19 protein-coding genes are annotated in these 21,634 nt (G+C 39.7%); 3 read left to right on the top strand and 16 right to left on the bottom strand.

Going from position 1 to position 21,634, the window contains the following annotated elements; all coding sequences use genetic code 11:
* Positions 1 to 26: 26 nt before the first annotated feature.
* The 8 genes from H5126_RS13880 to ccoN all read right to left on the bottom strand — a co-directional run bounded on the left by H5126_RS13880 (position 27) and on the right by ccoN (position 7,223).
* Positions 27 to 698, bottom strand: a complete 672-nt coding sequence (locus tag H5126_RS13880) for a sulfite exporter TauE/SafE family protein (RefSeq protein WP_182721339.1) — start codon at positions 696 to 698, stop codon at positions 27 to 29.
* Positions 691 to 858, bottom strand: coding sequence for a cbb3-type cytochrome oxidase assembly protein CcoS (gene ccoS, locus H5126_RS13885; RefSeq protein WP_002963071.1), 168 nt, complete (start codon positions 856 to 858; stop codon positions 691 to 693). The genes H5126_RS13880 and ccoS overlap by 8 nt, the downstream gene beginning before the upstream one ends.
* Positions 855 to 3,230, bottom strand: coding sequence for a heavy metal translocating P-type ATPase (locus tag H5126_RS13890; RefSeq protein WP_182721338.1), 2,376 nt, complete (start codon positions 3,228 to 3,230; stop codon positions 855 to 857). Before H5126_RS13890 ends, ccoS begins: the two co-directional genes overlap by 4 nt.
* A gap of 8 nt (positions 3,231 to 3,238) precedes the next feature.
* Positions 3,239 to 3,730 (bottom strand): FixH family protein, encoded by a 492-nt coding sequence (locus H5126_RS13895; RefSeq protein ID WP_002963075.1) that lies wholly within the window; start codon positions 3,728 to 3,730, stop codon positions 3,239 to 3,241.
* A 149-nt stretch (positions 3,731 to 3,879) separates the two neighbouring features.
* Positions 3,880 to 4,914 carry a cytochrome-c oxidase, cbb3-type subunit III gene (ccoP, locus tag H5126_RS13900; RefSeq protein ID WP_182721337.1) on the bottom strand — a complete coding sequence of 345 codons (1,035 nt, stop codon included), beginning with the start codon at positions 4,912 to 4,914 and terminating at the stop codon, positions 3,880 to 3,882.
* Positions 4,911 to 5,096, bottom strand: a complete 186-nt coding sequence (locus H5126_RS13905; RefSeq protein WP_024597380.1) for a CcoQ/FixQ family Cbb3-type cytochrome c oxidase assembly chaperone — start codon at positions 5,094 to 5,096, stop codon at positions 4,911 to 4,913. The genes ccoP and H5126_RS13905 overlap by 4 nt, the downstream gene beginning before the upstream one ends.
* Before the next feature lie 6 nt (positions 5,097 to 5,102).
* Entirely contained in the window at positions 5,103 to 5,777 is a 675-nt protein-coding gene (gene ccoO / locus H5126_RS13910) for a cytochrome-c oxidase, cbb3-type subunit II (protein ID WP_165723947.1), read from the bottom strand.
* Between the two features lie 12 nt (positions 5,778 to 5,789).
* Positions 5,790 to 7,223, bottom strand: coding sequence for a cytochrome-c oxidase, cbb3-type subunit I (gene ccoN, locus H5126_RS13915; protein ID WP_002961515.1), 1,434 nt, complete (start codon positions 7,221 to 7,223; stop codon positions 5,790 to 5,792).
* Between the two features lie 340 nt (positions 7,224 to 7,563).
* Between ccoN and H5126_RS13920 the strand changes: the two genes are divergently transcribed.
* The 3 genes from H5126_RS13920 (at position 7,564) to H5126_RS13930 (ending at position 12,651) form a co-directional block, all read left to right on the top strand.
* Positions 7,564 to 7,989, top strand: a complete 426-nt coding sequence (locus tag H5126_RS13920) for a hypothetical protein (protein ID WP_039490088.1) — start codon at positions 7,564 to 7,566, stop codon at positions 7,987 to 7,989.
* A 622-nt stretch (positions 7,990 to 8,611) separates the two neighbouring features.
* Positions 8,612 to 11,194 (top strand): TonB-dependent receptor, encoded by a 2,583-nt coding sequence (locus H5126_RS13925; RefSeq protein ID WP_182721336.1) that lies wholly within the window; start codon positions 8,612 to 8,614, stop codon positions 11,192 to 11,194.
* Positions 11,195 to 11,298: 104 nt separating this feature from the next.
* Positions 11,299 to 12,651 (top strand): hypothetical protein, encoded by a 1,353-nt coding sequence (locus tag H5126_RS13930; protein WP_182721335.1) that lies wholly within the window; start codon positions 11,299 to 11,301, stop codon positions 12,649 to 12,651.
* A gap of 54 nt (positions 12,652 to 12,705) precedes the next feature.
* Here the strand turns inward: H5126_RS13930 and H5126_RS13935 are convergent, their stop codons facing one another.
* From H5126_RS13935 to H5126_RS13970, 8 genes are all read right to left on the bottom strand, one after another.
* On the bottom strand, positions 12,706 to 12,960 hold the full coding sequence (locus tag H5126_RS13935) for a lipoprotein (protein ID WP_024597375.1): 255 nt from the start codon (positions 12,958 to 12,960) through the stop codon (positions 12,706 to 12,708).
* Between the two features lie 19 nt (positions 12,961 to 12,979).
* On the bottom strand, positions 12,980 to 13,816 hold the full coding sequence (locus tag H5126_RS13940) for a peptidoglycan binding protein CsiV (protein WP_182720769.1): 837 nt from the start codon (positions 13,814 to 13,816) through the stop codon (positions 12,980 to 12,982).
* Positions 13,816 to 17,289 carry a transcription-repair coupling factor gene (gene mfd / locus H5126_RS13945; protein WP_182720768.1) on the bottom strand — a complete coding sequence of 1,158 codons (3,474 nt, stop codon included), beginning with the start codon at positions 17,287 to 17,289 and terminating at the stop codon, positions 13,816 to 13,818. Before mfd ends, H5126_RS13940 begins: the two co-directional genes overlap by 1 nt.
* Before the next feature lie 59 nt (positions 17,290 to 17,348).
* Positions 17,349 to 18,242 (bottom strand): carbon-nitrogen hydrolase, encoded by an 894-nt coding sequence (locus H5126_RS13950; protein ID WP_182720767.1) that lies wholly within the window; start codon positions 18,240 to 18,242, stop codon positions 17,349 to 17,351.
* Positions 18,239 to 19,294: an agmatine/peptidylarginine deiminase gene (locus H5126_RS13955; RefSeq protein ID WP_182720766.1), complete on the bottom strand. Its 1,056-nt coding sequence runs from the start codon at positions 19,292 to 19,294 to the stop codon at positions 18,239 to 18,241. The genes H5126_RS13950 and H5126_RS13955 overlap by 4 nt, the downstream gene beginning before the upstream one ends.
* A gap of 57 nt (positions 19,295 to 19,351) precedes the next feature.
* Positions 19,352 to 19,960 carry a PilZ domain-containing protein gene (locus tag H5126_RS13960; RefSeq protein WP_182720765.1) on the bottom strand — a complete coding sequence of 203 codons (609 nt, stop codon included), beginning with the start codon at positions 19,958 to 19,960 and terminating at the stop codon, positions 19,352 to 19,354.
* 220 nt (positions 19,961 to 20,180) lie between these two features.
* Positions 20,181 to 20,948: a haloacid dehalogenase type II gene (locus H5126_RS13965; RefSeq protein WP_002961500.1), complete on the bottom strand. Its 768-nt coding sequence runs from the start codon at positions 20,946 to 20,948 to the stop codon at positions 20,181 to 20,183.
* Positions 20,948 to 21,598, bottom strand: coding sequence for a peroxiredoxin-like family protein (locus H5126_RS13970; RefSeq protein ID WP_182720764.1), 651 nt, complete (start codon positions 21,596 to 21,598; stop codon positions 20,948 to 20,950). Before H5126_RS13970 ends, H5126_RS13965 begins: the two co-directional genes overlap by 1 nt.
* Positions 21,599 to 21,634: the final 36 nt, after the last annotated feature.

Raw genomic sequence — 21,634 nt, forward strand, 5'->3', positions numbered from 1 at the left:
CATAAAAGGTTAATACTGCGAATAGGTTATTGTATCAGCTTGTCAGTTGCAATTATCAATAAGTAGATACCATACCAGATTATAACACTGCCCAATACAATTCGGGTCCAAGGGTGGTTAATAATACTATTTAGTTTTTGTGCGGTAACGCCTAACGTGATCATTGCGGGGAAAGTACCCAAAGCAAAACAAAGCATCACTAAAGCACCGTCTAGGGCACTTGGGCTAGTCATCGCCCATGTAAGTGCTGAGTAAACAAGTCCACATGGAAGCCATCCCCACAAAGCACCGTAACTTAGAGCTTTAAAAGGGGAGTTAATAGGCATTAAGTATTTATTTAGCTTAACAATGTGTTGCCACACTAAGGTTTTACCAATTTTTTCTAACCATTGCAACGTAGGGCCTAAGCGCATTATATACACGCCGACAAGGAGCATAAAAATAGCTGCAATGAATGAAAGTGCTAAAGAAAAAGATGTGTTTTGCCTAGCAAATTGGCTGCTAATACCAGCAACAAGTGCACCTGCTGCCATGTAGCTCAGTGCACGCCCGGTATTATAGGCAAATGAATAGGTAAATGTTTTGCGTTTATCACTTGCCAGTTGTAATGAGCTTGCAATACCGCCGCACATGGCAATGCAATGACCGCTACCTATTAGCCCCATTAAAAATGCGCTGGTGTAAAGAGGGTCAATCATTACTTTTGTTATGTTGCTCTTTGTCGTCTTCAAACAAAATACTATGACCTTGCTTATTTAAATCAGAAAACTGCTCACTTTTTACGGCCCAAAAGAAAACGCCTATAGCAATAATGACAAACAAAATGGCAATGGGGATCAAAATGTAAATTATGCTCATAACTTTAATAGCCTTAGTGAATTACTAATCACAATAATTGAGCTGGCAGACATGCCAATAACAGCCATCCACGGAGCGACTAAGCCCAGCGCTGCCAATGGTAATATGGACGCATTATACAATAAAGACAGCGCAAGGTTTTGCTTAATAATTCGTCTGGTTTGTTTTGCAACATTGAGTAAATGATCAATTGAAGCTAAATCGCTATTAAGGAGCACTACATCGGCGCTATTTTTTGATATGTCAGCACCGGTTTCCATTGCAATGGATAAATGCGCACTAGCAAATACAGGGCTGTCGTTTACGCCATCGCCGACCATTGCTACAACTTCGTTTTGTGACGCCCATTGTTCAACAGCTGTTTGTTTATCTTGTGGCGAACACCCAGATTGCACACTTTCAAGGTTAAGTTGTTTAGCTACTTTTTGCCCAGCATCTGACGCGTCACCGGTTAACATGTGACAGGTTAAGTTTTGCGATTGAAGTGAGTCTATAAGCTTTTTAGCATCGTTTTTTACTTTATCAATAAAGTAAAAACGTGCAATAACCTGCTTATTTATATACAAGCTTGCTTGTGCATTTGATTTTTTGCTATCAAACCAACCACTTTTACCAATTGCATAATGATTGTTTGCATCTTGTGCGCTAATTCCCAGACCTGGATGCACTTTAACGTTATTAAGATTGTGGTGAGCAGGAGTAATTTCATCAAATGCGCTGGCGATAGGGTGCTCAGAATAACGCTCTAACATAGCTGCCATATCTAGCACTTGCGCTTTTGTGTATTGCTTATCGAGTATATCTACTTCATCTAGGCTAAATTTACCTTGAGTAAGTGTGCCTGTTTTATCAAAGGCAAATAACGTAATTTGTGAGAGTGTTTCGAGCACATGCGCTTGTTTTATTAATACGCCTTTTCGAGTAAGTGTTGCCACTGCACATGTAAGTGCGGTTGGTATGGCTAAACTCAGGGCACATGGGCAGGTAGCAACTAAAACCGAAATGGTGATCCAAAATGCGTGTTCAGGGTCAATTTGGTACCAGCCAATAGCTGTAAGTGAAGCAAATATAAGCAGGCACGCTATAAACCATTGCGCAACTTTATCTGTAATTTCAACCAGTTTAGGGCGTTTAGTTAATGCGTTGTGTTGCAAGCGGATAATTTGATTTAAAAGCGTATTTTGGCCAATTTTATTGATTTTTATTTCAATAACACCGTCATGGTTAACGCAACCGGCGTAGACATTGTGGCCGATAAATTTTGTAACGGGTTGGTGTTCGCCCGTCATCATTGATTCATCAACCGTAGTTTTACCCTTTATAAGTTCGCCGTCGGCAGGGATTGTTTCACCCGCTTTAATGAGTACTACGTCATTAAGTTTTAGTTTTTTGGCTGCAATTATAAGTTCTTCACCACTGTCGTTAATGGTGCGGGCTGTTAATGGCAATAATTTTTGTAAGTTGGCAGTAAATTCGCTCGCTTTTAAACGCGCTCTAAATTCAAGGTACTTACCTAATAAAAGTAAAAAGGTAAACATGCACACAGATTCAAAATATACTTCGCCGACTTGCATAAATGTGGCGTAACAACTTGCGCCAAACGCACCAAAAATAGCCAGCGATACGGGTAAATCCATATTGAGCTGTTTTGCTTTTAAGCCATTTATGGCGTTGGTTAAAAAGGGCAGTGCGCTATATAAAATAACCGGAGAGGCAAGTACTAAGCTGATCCATCTAAAATACTGCTCAAAATTGCTGTCCATCCCTGAAAACATGCCAAAGTACATGGCAAACGCAAACATCATAACTTGCATGGTCATTAAGCCTGCAACACCTAAGCGGCGAATATAGGCTTTGGCAGTTTGTTGCTTTTGTTGAGCTTCAATATCTGATTGAAATGGGTAGGCTTTATAACCAATTTTGGCTAAGGAAGTAATAATTTCACTCAATGGGGTGCTGGTTTTATCCCATTGGATCATCGCGCGGTTGGTGGATGTATTTACATCAACCCGTTTTACAGTATTTAAGTTTAAGAGTTGTTTTTCGATAAGCCATGCACACGCTGCGCAGGTTATACCTTCAACACTCAACAATACCTCTGAGATATTGTCGTTAGTAGCTATAAATTCGTCTTGAATGTCTTCGTTGTCATAACTTTTTATAAATGCGAGTTGCTCAGGTACCAGTTGCTCAACCTTGCCTGCGCGAACAGTTCGGTATTTATAATAATCAGTCATACCTTGATCAACAATATTTTGCGCAACTGCTTGGCAGCCAATGCAACACATTGGCTGGGCTATATCGTCAATTATAACGTTTGCGCTAAATCCGTTTGGCACACTTTCAAGGCAATGAAAGCAAGAGTGAGACATAGTGATGATTACTTATAGTTAGGAGTAACTAAAACGGTTTCAGCCGTCGGTAGAACAATGTTTTCTTTTAGTTTCCAGCTGCCATCAATTGGCTCAATAAATACAGAGTATGCACCTGGCGTATACTTATCAAGTAATGCAGTAAATTCTTGATTGGCATTAGGTGTAAGTGTGGCCTCAAAGTCATGCGCTTTAATAGTACGGTGGTAAAACGAAAGTTTTAAAACATGTACGTTGCTACTGTCACCTTTTGTAAACTTAAAGCTTACACGCTCGTTGGTAACATTTAATTCGCCATGTAAGTAAAGTGCTTTTGCTTTTTCAAACTTAGTCAGTTCTAAGTTTATTGCTTTGCCTTTTTTGTAGTAGTCGTCAACAACCATATCTGGGCCGTTACCTATTGCCGTAATAAATAAGCTAATACAGCCAATAATGGCAACTAACGGAAAAAAGATTAAAAACCAAGGCCAAAAATTTTTATACCACGGAGTAGGTTGCATAGTGTCTCTAAAATTAGTTTAGGAAGCGTTATTTTATAGGAATTATACGTAAAAGACTAAAAAAAAGCCTCCGACTGGAGGCTTTTTTGATCTGGATTAATCTATTGAATTAAATAAATTAATTTATAAACATTTTATTAACCGCGTGCTTATTTATCTTGCGATAAACTGTAAACGTAGGCTGTTAATAAGTGAATCTTATCTTCACCTAAAATGTCTTTCCAAGCAGGCATTACACCAGCACGGCCGTGGTTAAGCGTTTCTTCAACAGCACGTTGAGAACCACCGTATAACCATATGTTATCAGTCAGGTTAGGCGCGCCAAATGGTAGGTTATGTGCAACCGACCCTTTACCGTCAGCACCGTGACATGCAGCACACATAGCAAACTTAGCTTTACCTGCGGCTGCATCTTTTTGGTTAACAGTACGACCAGAAAGGCTCAACACATGTGCTGTCATTTCTTTAACGCCTTGCTCACCAAGAGCATCGCCCCAAGCTGGCATTGCAGCTATACGACCATTAAGCAGTGTTTCTCTAATTTTGTCTGGTGTACCGCCATATAACCAATCTTTATCAGTTAGGTTAGGGAAGCCTGTTCCACCACGTGCATCAGAGCCGTGACATTGCGCACAGTTTTGTGAGAATAAACGCTGACCAATTTCGATGGCTAATTGACCATCTGTTTGTTCATGTTTGTCACCACTTTCAAGAGCAACTTGCTGCGCTGCGTCACCTTCAAACTTAGAATTAACTAAATCTAAAACCGGCACTTGTGCAAGTCGATTAAAAATAGGACCAAAGCGTTCTTCTGCAGCTTCATACTCTTTATCAAGTTTAACAAAACGACCTTCTGCTTTGGCCTCTGCAACTGCTTTTTTAGATTCAGCTAAAGACGTAATACCTTGGTTAGAACTAGTCCATTTACCTAAACCTTCCCAGTTGCCTAAACCTGGGTAAGCTGCAAGATAATATACTGACCAAATAAAAGTTGCGAAAAACATGTAAGTCCACCATTTTGGTAGTGGATTATTTAGCTCTTCAATGCCGTCAAATTCATGTCCACAGCTTTCACCTTCTTTTACGCCAGCATAGTTTTTTAAGTTCCAAACTAATAGGCCAAAGATGATGCATAAGCATGCAAGGGTTAATACAATAACCCAAATACTCCAAAAGCTAGTCATTTTTCAGACTCCTTTTCCTCGTTAGAGAGTGTGTTGTTATGTTTTTTTTCATCTTCAAAAATGGCATTAGCAGCGCTATCAAAACGATTTTTGCTACGCTTGCTGTATGCCCATACAACAATCACAATAAACAATACTAAAATTACCAGAGTCAAAATGCCTCTGTATGTTCCGTAATCCATAATAATTTACTTCAAGTGGGTACCAAGTTGCTGTAAATACGCGATTAGAGCTTGGATTTCTGTTGCGCCTTCGCCGTTATTCATAGCGTTAACTTTTTCAACATCAGCTTTAAGTTCTTCGTCGCTGCCATAACCTAGGCCCGGGTGTTTAGGGTTTTCTGGGTTAATAGCAAAAGTATCACGGAAAATTTGTAGTTTTTTCAGAGTCAGGCTTGTATCTACCCTATCCTCTGCTAACCAAGGAAAACCTGGCATATTCGACTCAGGAACCACAGCACGTGGGTCAACTAAGTGAGCATAATGCCAATCGTCCGAGTAACGTTTACCAACGCGAGCAAGGTCAGGACCAGTACGTTTTGAACCCCATTGGAAAGGGTGATCCCATACTGATTCGCCTGCTACAGAGTAGTGACCGTAACGCTCAACTTCATCACGAAAAGGGCGGATCATTTGTGAGTGACAGTTATAACAACCTTCACGTACATATATGTCACGGCCTTCCATTTCTAAAGCATTAAGAGGGCGTAGGCCTTCTACTGGTTTAGTTGTGTCGTCTTGGAACATTAGCGGAGTAATTTCAACTAATGCACCAAAGCTGATAGCAAAAACAGTCAGAATAGCCATAAGGCCAACGTTCTTTTCTACTATTTCATGTTTGTTTTGTGAATTTTTATTGCTCATCATCTCACTCCGTTATGCTAATTGTGCTTGCGCGTCTAACTTCAGAGATTCTTTCTCAGCTGAAATTGTACGGAAAACGTTATAAGCCATAACTAACATGCCTGTTACGATGAATACACCGCCTACAAAACGCATAATGTAGAAAGGATGCGACGCTTCTAAAGACTGTACAAAGCTGTACATTAATGTACCGTCGGCATTTACCGCACGCCACATAAGACCTTGCATTACACCAGAGATCCACATTGCAACAATGTATAAAACAACACCTACAGTGTGTAACCAGAAGTGGGTATTAACTAATTTAACGCTATACATACGACCTTGCGCAAATAACGCAGGAATTAAGTGGTAAATAGCACCAATTGAAATCATAGCAACCCAACCTAGTGCACCTGAGTGTACGTGGCCGATTGTCCAATCTGTGTAGTGAGATAACGCATTTACAGATTTAATTGCCATCATAGGGCCTTCGAACGTAGACATACCGTAGAAAGACAATGAAACAACTAAGAAGCGTAGTACTGGATCAGTACGCAGTTTATGCCATGCGCCTGATAGGGTCATAATACCGTTAATCATACCACCCCAAGACGGTACGAATAGAATAATAGACATAACCATACCTAAACTTTGCGTCCAATCAGGAAGCGCAGTGTAGTGAAGGTGGTGAGGACCTGCCCAAATATATAATGAAATTAATGCCCAAAAGTGAACTACCGATAAACGGTATGAGTAAACTGGGCGACCTGCTTGTTTTGGTACAAAGTAATACATCATACCCAAGAAACCAGCAGTTAATAGGAAACCTACAGCGTTATGACCGTACCACCACTGAACCATAGCATCTACCGCACCTGCGTAGATTGAGTATGATTTAGTTAACGACACAGGCACTGCCATGCTGTTTACAATGTGTAGTACTGCAACAGTAATAATAAAGCCAGCATAGAACCAGTTAGCAACATAAATGTGCGACACTTTACGCTTGATTAAAGTACCAAAGAATACAATAGCGTAAACAATCCAAACCACAGCGATTAAAATATCGATTGGCCATTCAAGTTCTGCGTATTCTTTTGAGCTAGTAATACCAAGTGGTAATGTAATTACTGCTAATACAATAACTAGCTGCCAGCCCCAAAATGAAAAGGCGGCGAGTTTGTCTGAGAAAAGACGCGTTTGGCAAGTACGTTGTACGACGTAATAAGACGTCGCAAACAGTGCACTAGTACCAAATGCGAAAATTACTGCGTTCGTGTGTAACGGACGTAGTCGAGAGTAAGTTAACCATGGTGTATCAAAGTTAAGTGCTGGCCAAGCTAATTGGGCAGCAATCAGAACCCCAATACTCATGCCAACGATGCCCCAAATCACTGTCATAATAGCGAATTGGCGTACAACCTTATAGTTATACTCAGTTTGTGATGCTACTGTTTGGCTCATTTTCTGGCTTCCGCTGCAATAAATGCGTTTAGAAATGAATTACCCACTATTAAAAGTGGGGCCTACTATTTTTCTCAAGCGTGTTACCTAAAACTTTCAATACATGAAAACTTCAGAAAAAAAACTTGAGAAACCCTTATTTTTTGCGGGTGAAATGATAAATTTTTTGGCCTAAAAAAGATAGGTCAATTACATAAAATTATGACATCAATCAAACTTTGTGAGCTTGTTGTTTATTTTTTGATACAGTTTGTGCCTAATTTGGCCTAATAGTAACACTCGCACTTGTTATTTACAGTCACGATTATTAGTATTTACTTTTCTTTAGTGCGAAATTGTTATGCTTATATATAGGTTAAGTTTATTCACTGTGGTGTTTTTTTTATTAACAGCGTGTGATTTTTCTAAAAATACAGATGAAAAATTTCTTAAAAATGCCCAGTGCGAAGCCAATTTGCCTTGTACTTTTTCAAATGATGTTAAAGTATGGTTAAGCGAGAAAACCCTTTCCCCCGAAACCCCATTTACTATCTTTAGTGACTTACCTGCAAACGTTACAATTGAAGATGCCAAGCTTAAAGGCATCACTATGTACATGGGTTACATTCCCCAAAAATTTAAAAAACATAATGATCTTTGGCAAAGTAATACTATGGTTGGTATTTGTTCAGAGCAAAATATGCTTTGGAATTTAGAACTAACCGTTAAAGATAATGCCACCTCTGTAATACAAACACTCAATTACTCTTTTTACGTTACGTATTAAAGTTGCGACTACAAACTCTTGTATACAGCTTACATTTTTGATGTGAGTTCGTTTTCTTATACATACGATTATTTGAGTGACAAGATCAATAAAATTGCCTTTTTAGGTTTTAATACTGACAAAACTTCAATAGTGAATAAGTGCTCTCAAAAAGTTCAACTTTAATTACGACTGAATAAAAAAATCTAATCAAAAAACCTTCCAAAGAGACTAAATAAGACTATTTAAGCATCAAGTATGCATAAATATGGTTATTAATTAACATTTAGTTTTGCGGTTTTAATAATGTGCTGTGATTAAGTTGTTAATTTGTCTGTTTTTGGTACGTAGCTCAGTTAATTACATTTGATTACAAAGTGAATCACTTTGGTTTCAGGTGTGTTTCTAATGTTTCCTTGTCTTTTCAAGGTATTGTTTTTAAAGTGTATTTATTAATTAACACTGAAACATAATGTAACCTATGTACCTACTATGGTTATTCCATTTTATTTCTTGATATAAATTGAGCTGCCATTAAGTTTTCGTTCAGTTAAAAGCGCCTAAGTTGCCCACCTGACTCACTATTCTAATAAAAAGTGAGCATTACCAATAAAGGTAAATTTCCAACAAGTAGGGTTCTTTCATGAAAAAATCAACTCTTGGTTTAGCTGTAATCGCAGCATTTCCAATGTTCTCAAGTGTGCAAGTTCTTGCTGCTGAAGACTCAGCACAAGCAATCGAAAAAATTCAAGTAACGGGTTCTCGCATTAAGCGCGCAGATATGGAAACCGCTAGCCCAGTTACTATTATCGGTGCTGACGATATTGCTGCTTCAGGCGCAGTATCAGTAGATTCTGTACTACAAAAAATGACCGCTACAGGCGGCGCAATGACAAACCCAGGTATCAATAATGGTTCTGGTGGTAATGCATCAATTGATTTACGTGGTTTAGGTTCACAACGTACTTTAGTACTTGTAAACGGCCGCCGTATGATCAACTCAGGTACAGGCGCAGCTTCTACAGTTGATTTAAATACTATCCCAGTATCTATGATCAAGCATATTGAAGTGCTTAAAGATGGCGCATCTGCTGTTTATGGTACTGATGCTGTTGCGGGTGTTGTAAATATTATCTTAAAAGATAACTTTGAAGGCTTAGACCTTAATGTTAAATCAGCAATCACTACTGAAGGTGATGCAGATGAAACGTCTTTTGATATTACAATGGGTGGTAACTTCGGTCGTGGTAACGTTGTAATCGGTTTGCAGTACACAGACCGTGGCGATGCTTCTCAGGCTGATCGTAGCTTTTCTGATTGTCCATTAACTGAAGATGGCGATGGCAGTGCTCCGTACTGTTCTGGTTCTTCTTATACTCCTAATGGTCATGTTTGGTCAGGTGATGAATCTTTACAAGGTCAAGCTGATAATGGTTGGCACGACTTTGGTACTAGTGATGCTTACAACTATTCGCAATCTAGCTACTTATACACGCCAATGCGTCGTTTAAACCTTACAGGTATTGGTAGTTTTGATTTAACTGATGAAACGCGTTTATACTCTGAGTTTACATACTCAAAACGTTGGTCAGAGCAGCAACTAGCACCTCAACCAGTATGGTTCGACTTTGACTACTCTGAGTGGATGGGTGATTCTTTAATCGACCAAAATATTAATTACGGTGATGAAGTTTCTTACGGCCGTCGTATGGTTGACACTGGTACACGTGATTCATCTCAAGTAGTTGATACAGTTCGTTCTGTTATCGGTGCTGCAGGTTATTTAGATAACGGTTTAGAGTGGGATACATCAGTAATTTTTGGTCGTAATGACTCAGTAGATCGCTTAAGCAACCTTCACAATATGGGTTCAATTCAAAGCGAAATTGAAGCTGGTAACTTTAACCCACTTTCACAAGCTTCATGGTCAAGCAGTAGCTTTAGTGATTATGTTTACACTGAGCAAAACTCAGGCGGCAGTCAATTATTTATGATTACAGCTGCGCTTTCTGGTGAGTTAATGGAAGTACCTGCGGGCTTTGTAGGTTTTGCTGCAGGTCTTGAACGCCGTGAAGAAAAAGCGTGGTACACACCAGATTCGATCACTTCACAAGGTCTTGCAAATGATCCACGCGTTGATGCAACAAGCGGTCGTTTTGATGTAAACGAAGCATACCTTGAGCTGGCTATTCCTTTAGTTGCAGATGCTTATCTTGCACAAAATGTAGAATTAAGCGCTGCGATCCGTGCTTTTGATTACAGCACATTTGGTTCTGATGAAACGTGGAAACTTGGTTTAACTTGGCGTGTAAACGACGAATTAATGCTTCGTGGTGTTCGTTCTACAGCTTTCCGTGCTCCTACAGTTGCTGAGCTATACTCAGGTGATTCTCCATCTTATGAGCAAGTTAGCTTCACCGGTGCACAAGATCAGGCTGAAGTAACCGTTGGTGGTAATGACCAATTAACACCTGAATTAGCTGATACAGTTACCGTTGGTGTAGTTTACGAACCAGAATGGTTTGAAGGTTTCTCAATGACGTTAGATTACTACGACATTGAAATCGAAAACGCTATTGCTACAGTAAACAACCAATACATTGTTGATTCATGTCTTGCAACAGATGGCTCTTTAGCGAATCAATCAACAGCACTTTGTAGTTCAGCAAATATCGATTTTAACCAAAGCACAGGTCGTATCGCGTTTAATAACCAACTACAAAACGTAGGTTATGAGCAAACAAAAGGTTATGACTTAAACTTAAATTACAAATTTGATTTAGCTGGCCTTGCTTGGAATACGTCATTAGATGTTACTTACCTTGACGAGTACACTGTTGATGTTATTGAATCAAGCATTGATTACGCTGGTTTAATTACTTCTGGTATAGGTGGTTATGCTGACGTAAAAGCAAACTTTGAGCTAGATGTTAAAGGTGATGCTTGGTCTGCTAACTACAAAGCACGTTACATTGCAGGAATGGATAGCTACAGCTGTTTAGGTAAAGAATCTACATGTTATGCACCAACAACACCATCTGTTGTTTACCATGATGTGAGCGGTTCTTACTTTATCAGTGACATGGTTTCGTTAACTGCAGGTGTAAATAACTTATTCGATAAGCAACCACCATACTACTCAGGTAACAACGATTCTAATACTGACCCGTACACATATGATGTACTTGGCCGTCGTGTATTTGCTGGTGTAAATGTTAAATTTTAACTAGCACATTAATCTTATTAAGGCTCAGTATTTACTGAGCCTTTTTTATTGAACAAAATAAAGGAGGCAAGTACACTAAAACGATATTTTAGAAGGAGAACTAATTGTTAAAACAAGATGAAAACTTATCTTTTGTCATTGAACCAGAACTAACTCCTCGTTCTGAACAGCGCATAGATCTGTATTTTTCTATCCCTAATGAAATGGGGATCAATCCGCAAACACTTACCGAAGAATCTTACTTTAATAACCACTTTAAATCACACCTAGCGTATAACGCTAACAATATACACTTGCCTTTAGTGCGAAGCCGTTTTGTTAGTAAAAACAAAGGTGAGCAACAAGATTACCGGCAAAACCTTAATTTATTTTGTTACCAAGTACGTTTAGCCCTTGATGCCGATATAAAAGACGCGTTAAAAATTGATGAAGCCGAAGACTTTTATAAACGTGCTAACGAGGTATATGAGCAAAGCGAAGGGCTTTTAAAAAAGCTGCGTCGCTACACACCAGATGACGAAAAACTACTGCCATTTTTTACCAATGCTGATAACTATTTAAGTTGGCATGTTGAGCAATCTTTTTTAAAGCTTTTAGATGAAGGCCCACGTAGTAGCGATTATGCAAAAGAGCGTAACGATTTACTGCAGTTTTGTAAAAGCGAAAATACGTATCGAGCAGAGAAAAGCTACAACTCTGAAACAACCATGCAAGACGCAAATCGAATAACAAATAAAATGCGCTTGTTACAACGCTTAATTGAGCACGGCGTAATATTACAGCGTCAAACGCGGTTTCTTAACAGCTACCTTAAGCGATTAGTTAAAGGCACTGTTACAGCCGTTATCATGGCATTTGTGATGGTTGTAATACTCAATGCTCGCTCAACGTTTACGGAAGTCACCGCGACGCTTATTTTAATTTTAGGGGTTATTTACGGGCTACGTGAAATATTTAAAGAAGATATTACACGTATGATTTGGCGAGCCATTGTACAAGGGCGACCTAAGTGGCGATTTAGTTTTAAAAATAGTATTACCAAAGACAAAGTAGCGAGTCAGCTAATTTGGTTTGAATACATGCGCTTTAAGAAAATACCTAAAGAAGTGAAATCTATTTTTTCAAAACGTCGTCAACAAAATAAACAAGCTGCGCAGTGGTTACACTTTGCAAGTGAGACACGTGTTAGTGCGAAAGAATTTTTGCCCGGCTACGATACGCTACAGCACACGCTACAATTTAATCTTGCACCATTTGCACGTTATTTAAAACGTGGTGAAGGGAAGCTATATCATTTAGACAGTAATAAAATTTCTAAGCAGGCTGTAGAAAGGCGTTATCAATTAAACATGGTACTTGTGCTAACTGAGGAAGATAAAACACTTTATCAACGCTATAAAATAACGTTAAATCGCAGTAAAATCGTTAATATTGAGCTTATCTACTCCAAAAAATGAGTTTAATTAATTTTAAAAGGGGCTGATACAATCAGCCCCTTTTATTTGGTCACTTTATTTATTAGCTAAGCCATGTTTGCTATATAAAGTTACTTTGTCTGATACTAGTGTGATCTCGATATTTTTTGCTTCATCGCCCCATACACAGTTAGTATGTAGTGTTTTTTCAACACAGTTATCAGCACTGCCTAAAATAGTTTCAACTTCAGTCTTATCCATGCCTACTTTAATTTTTTCATAATTTTCAAGACTTACCTTAGAACAAGCCGCAAGGCTTAATGTAGCTGCGATGATAAGGAGTTTTTTCATTGTTATATCCTACTTAATATTAATGTTTGAATTTTCTGATCTGGACAATCATGCCCATTCGTGGATGGTCAAAGTAATGTACTTCACCACTAATTACACGTCTAAACTGAGAGAAACGGGCTGACTCTATATCGCCGTTTTCTAGCTTTTGGCTAATATCAAAATTAGCTGTTATGTATAAATAATGCCGTAAATGTATTTTAAATAAACCGTCTAGTTCCCACTCTGCTTTTGGTTGATCTGGGTCGTTAAATAGTGCCGGTTGTGAATTTAATAAACTTACAAAATCAGGGTTTGAATAGCTAGGTGTTACATTGGGTTCATTTTTAAGATGCTTACCCGCTATTAAATGCATGCTTGGGGCGCGTGACTTGCTTGCACCTTCAAAGCGCCAGCCAGTGTGTAGAATAGGTGTTAAGCCTTTGCGGTCTAGTTGCCTATATTGCGCTTTAAATTGCAGCTGTTGCGGCGCTAATAAATAAATTTGCTGCATATCATCTTTAGCGGGTGCTAAAGGCGTTACAGGTAGCTCATCGTAGCTTTGTAGGTAGTCAATACTGTTGTCACATACACCCGATTGCGGGTTTGAATTAACTAATGAATCAGTAAAAGTGCGTTTTTGAAAACGCTCATCGCCATCTATGCAGGCCTGCATTGCTTGTTCAGTGTAAAGAGGGGTCAGTAAGTCTAGCGTATTTTTATCTTCAATAGCTTTGTGCTTAAGGCTAAAGTCTTCTTGTAAATACGGGGCAGGGCGCTGTTTAAATACAAGCACCTCAACCTCAAACCAGCGTTCTGCAAATGCAGTGCTGCTAAATAAGCAGCATAAAACAATAAGCGATTTTTTTAGCAACATTAATGGCTAACCTTTTTTTCGAAATCTGCAATCATTGCAGTGACCATTTTTAAGCGTTCGCGGGCATTTGCCTCACTAATTGCAAAGCGCAGTTTATTTGCGCCATCCATTTTGTACACCTTAGGTGCACTTTGTATCAAGCCAATGATGAAGCTAGGGTTAACCTTGGTATCTTGGCTAAACTCAAAGTAACCACCTTTTGGGTTTGCCTCAATTTTAGTTATACCTAAACTACTAGCTTTCATTTTTAATAATTGTAGGCTAAATAGGTTTTTAGCAGCATCAGGTAGTAAACCAAAGCGGTCTATTAGTTCTACCTGAAGCTCATCCATATCATCAAGGTTAGCACAACTTGCAACGCGCTTGTACATGCCTAAACGTGCATTAACATCGTGTATGTAGTCATCAGGTAATAATGCAGCCAGCTTTAAATCTACTTCGGTTTGTTTTTGAAGTAGGTTTTCAAGCGTTGGCTCTTTACCCTCGCGCAGCGCATTTACGGCTTGTTCGAGCATTTCCATATACAAACTAAAGCCGATGGTTTGCATTTGGCCTGATTGATCATCGCCAAGTAGCTCACCCGCACCACGAATTTCTAAATCGTGTGTAGCGAGGGCAAAACCTGCACCTAAGTCCTCTAATGATTCAATTGCTTGTAAGCGTTTACTCGCATCTTTAGAAAGGGCTTTAGGGTCACCTGTTAGTAGGTAGGCATACGCTTGATGGTGGCTTCGACCAACTCGTCCACGTAATTGGTGTAACTGGGCAAGGCCGAGTTTATCTGCTCTGTCCATGATAATGGTATTAGCCGTAGGCACATCAATACCGGTTTCGATAATTGTGGTACATACTAGCACGTTGTATTTTTGATGGTAAAAGTCAGTCATTATTTGCTCAAGCTCTTGCTCGCGCATTTGGCCATGGGCTGTAGTCACACTGGCTTCAGGTACCCATTCACTAATTTCTTGTGCAACACGCTCGATAGTTTCTACGTTGTTATGTAAAAAGTAAACTTGGCCACCGCGTTTAATTTCTCGCAGTACCGCTTCGCGTATTAGTTCTACATCGCGTTGGCGTACAAAGGTTTTTACCGCTAAACGTTTAGCCGGTGGCGTTGCGATTATCGATAAATCGCGCATGCCGCTCATGGCCATGTTGAGTGTACGAGGTATTGGCGTTGCAGTCAGTGTGAGTATGTCTACATCGGCGCGCAGTGCTTTAATTTTCTCTTTTTGGCGAACACCAAAGCGATGCTCTTCATCAACAATTAACAAGCCTAAATCGTTAAATTTAATGTCTTGTTGAATAAGTTTATGCGTGCCAATAACTATATCGAGCTTACCATTGGCCATTTTTTCAAGTGTGTCTTTTTGCTCTTTAGTGGAGTTAAAGCGCGAAAGCACACCTACTTCAATAGGAAAATCAGCAAAACGGTCTTTAAAGTTTTCATAGTGTTGTTGAGCGAGCAAGGTGGTGGGCACTAAAATGGCTACCTGCTTATCATCGTTAACTGCTACAAAAGCAGCGCGCATGGCCACTTCTGTTTTACCAAAGCCTACGTCACCACACACTAAACGATCCATCGCTTGTTTTGATTGCATATCACCTAATACGGCTTCTATGGCGTTGCGCTGATCGTCAGTTTCTTCAAACGGAAAGCTATCGCTAAATTGGCGATATGCAGGGGCGTCTAGGGTAAATTTATTACCAGGTTTTGCTTGGCGCTGAGCATAAATGTCGAGTAATTCTGCGGCTACATCGCGAACTTTTTCAGCAGCACGTTTTTTTGCTTTTTCCCATGCATCTGAGCCAAGCTTATGCAGTGGGGCGCTGGCTTCTTCACCGCCAGAGTAACGACTCAGCATATGCAATGCAGATACTGGCACGTACAATTTAGCTTCACTTGCGTAAGTAATCGTAACAAACTCAGTAACTACACCTGCAGCATCAATTGTTTGCAACCCCTGATAACGGCCAACACCGTGATCAAGATGCACAACAGGTTGACCTTCTTTAAGCTCGGCTAAATTACGAATTAGCGCATCTTGGCTGGCTTCGTACTTGTGCTTGCGGCGTCTGCGCTGAGATACTTTTATGCCAAGCAGTTCTTGCTCGGTAATAATAGAAAGGCTTGGTTTAGTGCCAAGTACTACACTTTGCTCGAGCGGGCTTACTATTAAGCCTACGTCACTTGCACTTTTTATAAATTGTTCGAGTGTTTCAAATTCTTTAAATTTTAAACCGCTTGGTTTTAAAATGCTCAGCAATGATTCGCGACGACCGTCCGATTCAACACTGAGTAATATGCGGCCTTTTTTCTTTTTTTGCTCTGCTACATAATTTATAAACGCGCCATAAGGTTCATGCTGTTTATGATCAATTCGAATGGCTGGCAGCTCGCTAACGCTTAAGTTTTTATTACCCGCTTTAGTGCCAAGCTTTGCAAGGGATAATCTAATACGTGCAAAATTGCCTAAATTAGAAAACAGCTCTTCAATAGGCTGATAAAGCGCATTGGGTTCAAGTAATGGACGAAGTGGGTCAACTCTGCGGTTTTCATAGCGTACATTTACATCGTGCCAAAAGTTATCTGCCGCGTGCTCTAAATCACCCAGCTGCATAACGGTTGTTGTATCTGGCAGGTAGTCAAAAATAGTCGCGAGCTTTTCAAAAAACAACGGCATGTAGTATTCAATACCTGCAGGCCAGTTACCTTTGCTTACTTGCATGTATACTGAATCTTGCTGCGAGCTTGCGCCAAATTTTTCACGGTAGCTTATTCTAAAGCGTTCTATATCAGCGTCGTTAGTAGGAAATTCATGCGCTGGAAGTAGCTCAATTTTATCTACTTTTTCATCAGAGCGCTGTGTTTCTACATCAAATAAGCGAATGGTATCGAGTTCGTCATCAAAAAAGTCGAGTCTGAATGGGTGTGGGCTACCCATTGGGTATAAGTCAACGATAGAGCCGCGTATAGCGTATTCGCCGTGCTCCATTACTTGTTGAACATTTAAATAACCGGCTTGCTCTAAATTGTCACGAAAGTTATGAGTGTCTAGTTTGTCGCCTACTTTAAAGTTTATTGTTGAACCGTAAATAAATGAGGCCGGGGCTGTGCGCAACATTAAAGTAGATACAGGCACAATTAACACACTTTGTTGTTCTTTTTTTAAGGTGTTTAAAGTGGCCAAACGGGCTGAAATAATATCTTGATGGGGAGAAAAATGATCGTATGGCAGAGTTTCCCAATCAGGAAATACCATGACTGGGTTATCGGGTAATAAATATTCTAATTCTGTTTCAAGGCGCAGTGCACTTGGTGTATCAGGCGTAACAATTAAGACTAAGTTATCTTGTTGTTTAACGCCTTCAGCAATAGCAATACTTAAACCACTTCCGCTTAGCTGGCCCCATTGAATTTTATCTTTATGAGATTTTACCCAAGGCAAGGCTGCCCATTGCTCAAACGCCATTTATTACTCCATTTATAGTTGGCTCTTAGCAAGTAAGAGCCATCTTGAGTTAAGGTTACTTAGTCTCGGTATATTTTTGTTAGGTCTTTATAGTGATCAATTCGTCTATCACGTAAGAAAGGCCAAATACGTCTTACGTTTTCTGAGCGTTTTTGATCAATTTCTACTACTAAAATTTGCTCATCAGTATTATTAGCCTCTGCTAATAGTTCACCTTGTGGGCCTGCAATAAACGAATTGCCCCAAAACGAAATACCATCGCTTTGCGCACTAGGGTCACTTTCATGGCCAACGCGGTTACAGCTAATTACCGGCACGCCATTGGCAACAGCATGGGCACGCTGGCTAATAACCCACGCATCTTTTTGACGAGTTTGCTCAGCAATGTCGTCGTTAGGATCCCAACCGATAGCGGTTGGGTAAATTAATACCTCAGCGCCAGCCATTGCCATCAAACGTGCAGCTTCAGGAAACCATTGATCCCAACATACTAGCACGCCTAATTTACCCACCGAGGTTTGAATAGGCTCAAAACCGATATCACCTGGGGTAAAGTAAAATTTTTCGTAAAAACCTGGATCATCAGGAATATGCATTTTGCGGTATTTACCTGCAATACTGCCGTCTTGCTCTAATACAACTGCAGTATTGTGATAAAGGCCCGTAGCGCGTTTTTCAAATAAAGACGCGACAATAACAATGCTTAGCTCTTTAGCAAGCTCACCTAAGGCATTACTGCTAGGGCCTGGAATGGTTTCGGCTAAATCAAATACGTCAACATTTTCGGTTTGGCAAAAATAGAGGCTTCGGTGTAGCTCTTGGAGTACAACCAGTTTTGCACCTTTTTGAGCGGCTTCACGAATGGCACTTATTGATTTTGCCATATTGTCATTTGCGTTATCGGTATTGCTTTGTTGCACTAACGCAACGGTTAATTTTGCAGGGCTTGTCATTGTGCTGCTCCAGCTAAAAATCCACGAGGTAATTGCATTGTAATACAGTGCAGGCTGCCAAATTGTTCAATAATTGGTTGGCAATTTACGCCAATAATAGTGTGTTGTGGGTATGCTTTTTGAACTTGTGCAAGAGCACGTTCATCATTGGCATCATTATACGTTGGCACAAGCACAGCATTATTAATAATTAAGTAGTTAGCGTAGGTAGCCGGTAAGCGTGTTTGCTCATCGTCATAAGCGGCTTTTGGCCACGGTAACTCAATTAAGTTATATGGGGTGTTATCGGCAGTTTTAAAGGTTTTTAGTTGTTTTTCCATCGCATCAAGTGCGCTAAAATGCTCATCAGTTTTATCGTCACACTGCACATATACAAGGGTATTATTTGGTGCAAAACGCACTAAGGTATCAATGTGGCTGTCGGTGTCATCGCCCGCTAAATAGCCATGTTCAACCCATAAAAAACTCGTCGCGCCTAAGTGCTCTTTCAAAAGTGCTTCAATATCATTTGGGTTTAAATCAGGGTTACGGTTTTTATTAAGCAAACACTCACTGGTTGTTAGCAACACACCGTGCTCGTTTATTTCAATACCGCCACCTTCAAGTACCATATCGAGCGCTTGATATTGGTTGTTTGTGCTACTTAGCTCTTTTACCAAAGTACGATTAATTTGATTGTCTAATGTGCTTTCAAACTTATTGCCCCAACCATTAAAAGTAAAATCATATACTTTTAATTGTTCTGTTGAATCAATAGCGGCGCAAGTAAGCGGACCATGATCGCGCGCCCAGGTATCGTTAGTAGGCGTTACTACAAAATGAACACGATTAAGAGAGACGTTAGCACTATTTAGTAATGCTGTAATATGCACTTTTAAGGCACTGTTATGCGCCACAATAACAAGCTGTTGCTGCGTTGTTATGTGTTTAGCAAGTTCAATATATACAGGTTCTACACGCGTTAAGTTGTCGGCCCAATCGGTGTCTTTGTGAGGCCATGTAAGCATAACAGCGTCTTGCTCGGCCCATTCTGGTAAAAGTCTAAAGTTCATGAATTTTATATACTAATTAAGATGGCGCTAGTTTAGCATTTTACATAAAGATGTCAGCTAATTATCACTGTTTAGGTCGCCTTGGTTTTGATCAAGTTCTTGACGTTTTTTAAGTTGGCGGGTTTGAGCATGTAAACTCGCTCTAACAATAAGTTCTTGGTCAGTGGTTCTAATTGCGGTAAAGAGCATAGTGTATTGGTAGTGTTCGCTATCTTGTTTTTCTACTGCCACAACTTCGGTGTAACAATAAACCGCAGAGGCCTCGTAGTGCAAAAACAGTTTGGTTCTAAATGCTTGGCCAATTGAGTGTACTTCAGGTGATGTAAAGCGAATACCGCCACCGCCGTAGCTATCACATTGTATTGCGTTATCTTGGGCTTGTTCTGAGGCCAAAATATGGCTCATTATTAAATCTATTTTACGTGACTGCGCTTGTAAAAAAGTAGCTAGCTCTTGTGCTATATCGCCTAAGTTACGCAGTGGGCGTAACGAGCTTTGTTCAAGCTCACTTACTTCATTTGCTAATCTAAATAGTGGGGGAATGTCGTCTTCAAGCTCAAGCTGCGATTTAGGAACTTGTCCGTTTGATACGGGGAATAAATTTACTCTTATACTTTCATTAATTTGAAAGTACTGCTCAAACTCACCTAATTTTTCACTATTCATTATGTTCTCCACCACGTATTTATTTAATAGTAGCGTTGTGAGTACTAAATTGCTAGCAGATAAAATAACGCATAGCGGTCTAAATGCTTTGTTTAAATTCGATTTTTAGCATACTGATTATGAAAATAAATACACTAAGACATATTTAGGGTTAGTTATAAAAAAGCGGCCAATGTCATCCTAACATTGGCCGCTTGGGTATTGATTCATCAGCGTGTACTTATTTAAGTAGAGCGGCTAATTCATGTAAATCTTTCACAACGTGATCTGGTTTTTTAGCTAATGGGTAAAGTGCTTTACCTGGGCGTGCTATAAAAGTGGTTTGTAAGCCAGCTTCTTTTGCACCAGCAACATCCCAACCATGGGCTGCAACCATCATTGCTTCATTTGGTGCTACGTTTAGCTTTTTAAGTACCCACTCATACGCACGTAAGTCTGGTTTGTAAATTTTAATATCTTCAATGCTGTAACGCGCATCAAAGTAAGACATTAAACCAGCGCTTTCAAACTGTGCCTTTACACCTTTGTTTGAAGAGTTTGTAAGGCTTACTAACTTATAGCCCTGTGCTTTGAGTTTTGCCAGTCCTTCTTTAACATCGCTGTGGGGAGGAAGCGTTAAAAGAGGCGTAACAATAGCTGTTTTAGCTTGTTCACTTGTAATATCAATGTTGTTGTTTTGAGCAACCATAAGGAGTGATGCCACACCGATTTGCCCAAAGTCGTGGTAACTACCGCTTACTGTATCTACTAATGAATGATGCAGCATAGTTGAAAACCACAGTGGTAATAAATCTTCACGTCCGCCTAGCGCTTTACCAATAGAGGTACGCATTGACGTTAAATCAAGTAGGGTTTCGTTTACATCAAAAATAAGCACTTTAGGTTTTGCTTGTTCTTTTGGTTCATCAGCGACTGCATAACCAGATACAAGGCTTGTGCCCACAAGTAGTGAAAGAGTAAGTGTTTTTAACGATTTTAAAATAGACATTAATTATTCTCCGATTCAAGTGCTGTCATAACATCAATAGGTTCTGCGCGTAGGGTGTAATCTTCGCTTAAAAATGCGTATGCAATAACACCTTCTTGGTTTATCACATAGGTGGCCGGTAGCGGTAATTTAAAGCTTTTATCGCCGTAGTAGTGTTCAAAATCAATACCAAATTGTGTATATAACGCTTGAATACGCTCATCAAGTGTAAACAATAAACCAAATTGCTCAGCTACTTTATTGCTCACATCGCAAAGCACGTCAAATTCAAGGTCGTTTTTTTGTGCAGTTGAGAGAGTTTCATCAGGTAGTTGTGGTGATATTGCGACTAACTGAGCACTTTGAGTTTTAAATTGTGGTAAGTAGTCGTTAAGTGCTTTTAGTTCTAAATTACAATATGGGCACCAGCCACCACGGTAAAAGCTAATAATTACCGGGCCTTTTTTTAATAAATCTGCAAGCTCAATGTTTTCGCCGTTATGGTTGGCTAAGCTAAAGTTTTCTACTTTTTGACCAATTTGCAATGCATTGTCTTTTATATGCTGTGCAATTAGCTCTTCGTTTGTAGTGTTCATTAGTGCCAAAACGTCAGCTGGCAATTTGGCATCTTTTTGTACGTTATAGGCATCTATTTGCGCTTTTAAACTCATGATTGAACCTCAATAATTAGACTATTTGCAATTATA

The sequence above is a fragment of the Pseudoalteromonas sp. SG45-3 genome (assembly GCF_014164075.1).
Lineage (GTDB): Bacteria > Pseudomonadota > Gammaproteobacteria > Enterobacterales > Alteromonadaceae > Pseudoalteromonas > Pseudoalteromonas distincta.

Excerpts from the sequence above, each read along its gene's own strand:
- mfd (WP_182720768.1), bottom strand. The coding sequence starts at position 17,289 with ATGGCGTTTGAGCAATGGGCAGCCTTGCCTTGGGTAAAATCTCATAAA.
- H5126_RS13925 (WP_182721336.1), top strand. The coding sequence starts at position 8,612 with ATGAAAAAATCAACTCTTGGTTTAGCTGTAATCGCAGCATTTCCAATG.
- H5126_RS13950 (WP_182720767.1), bottom strand. The coding sequence starts at position 18,242 with ATGACAAGCCCTGCAAAATTAACCGTTGCGTTAGTGCAACAAAGCAAT.
- H5126_RS13880 (WP_182721339.1), bottom strand. The coding sequence starts at position 698 with ATGATTGACCCTCTTTACACCAGCGCATTTTTAATGGGGCTAATAGGT.
- H5126_RS13895 (WP_002963075.1), bottom strand. The coding sequence starts at position 3,730 with ATGCAACCTACTCCGTGGTATAAAAATTTTTGGCCTTGGTTTTTAATC.
- H5126_RS13970 (WP_182720764.1), bottom strand. The coding sequence starts at position 21,598 with ATGAGTTTAAAAGCGCAAATAGATGCCTATAACGTACAAAAAGATGCC.
- H5126_RS13905 (WP_024597380.1), bottom strand. The coding sequence starts at position 5,096 with ATGGATTACGGAACATACAGAGGCATTTTGACTCTGGTAATTTTAGTA.
- H5126_RS13935 (WP_024597375.1), bottom strand. The coding sequence starts at position 12,960 with ATGAAAAAACTCCTTATCATCGCAGCTACATTAAGCCTTGCGGCTTGT.
- H5126_RS13965 (WP_002961500.1), bottom strand. The coding sequence starts at position 20,948 with ATGTCTATTTTAAAATCGTTAAAAACACTTACTCTTTCACTACTTGTG.
- ccoN (WP_002961515.1), bottom strand. The coding sequence starts at position 7,223 with ATGAGCCAAACAGTAGCATCACAAACTGAGTATAACTATAAGGTTGTA.
- H5126_RS13960 (WP_182720765.1), bottom strand. The coding sequence starts at position 19,960 with ATGAATAGTGAAAAATTAGGTGAGTTTGAGCAGTACTTTCAAATTAAT.
- ccoS (WP_002963071.1), bottom strand. The coding sequence starts at position 858 with ATGAGCATAATTTACATTTTGATCCCCATTGCCATTTTGTTTGTCATT.
- H5126_RS13920 (WP_039490088.1), top strand. The coding sequence starts at position 7,564 with ATGCTTATATATAGGTTAAGTTTATTCACTGTGGTGTTTTTTTTATTA.
- H5126_RS13940 (WP_182720769.1), bottom strand. The coding sequence starts at position 13,816 with ATGTTGCTAAAAAAATCGCTTATTGTTTTATGCTGCTTATTTAGCAGC.
- H5126_RS13890 (WP_182721338.1), bottom strand. The coding sequence starts at position 3,230 with ATGTCTCACTCTTGCTTTCATTGCCTTGAAAGTGTGCCAAACGGATTT.
- ccoP (WP_182721337.1), bottom strand. The coding sequence starts at position 4,914 with ATGACTAGCTTTTGGAGTATTTGGGTTATTGTATTAACCCTTGCATGC.
- ccoO (WP_165723947.1), bottom strand. The coding sequence starts at position 5,777 with ATGAGCAATAAAAATTCACAAAACAAACATGAAATAGTAGAAAAGAAC.
- H5126_RS13955 (WP_182720766.1), bottom strand. The coding sequence starts at position 19,294 with ATGAACTTTAGACTTTTACCAGAATGGGCCGAGCAAGACGCTGTTATG.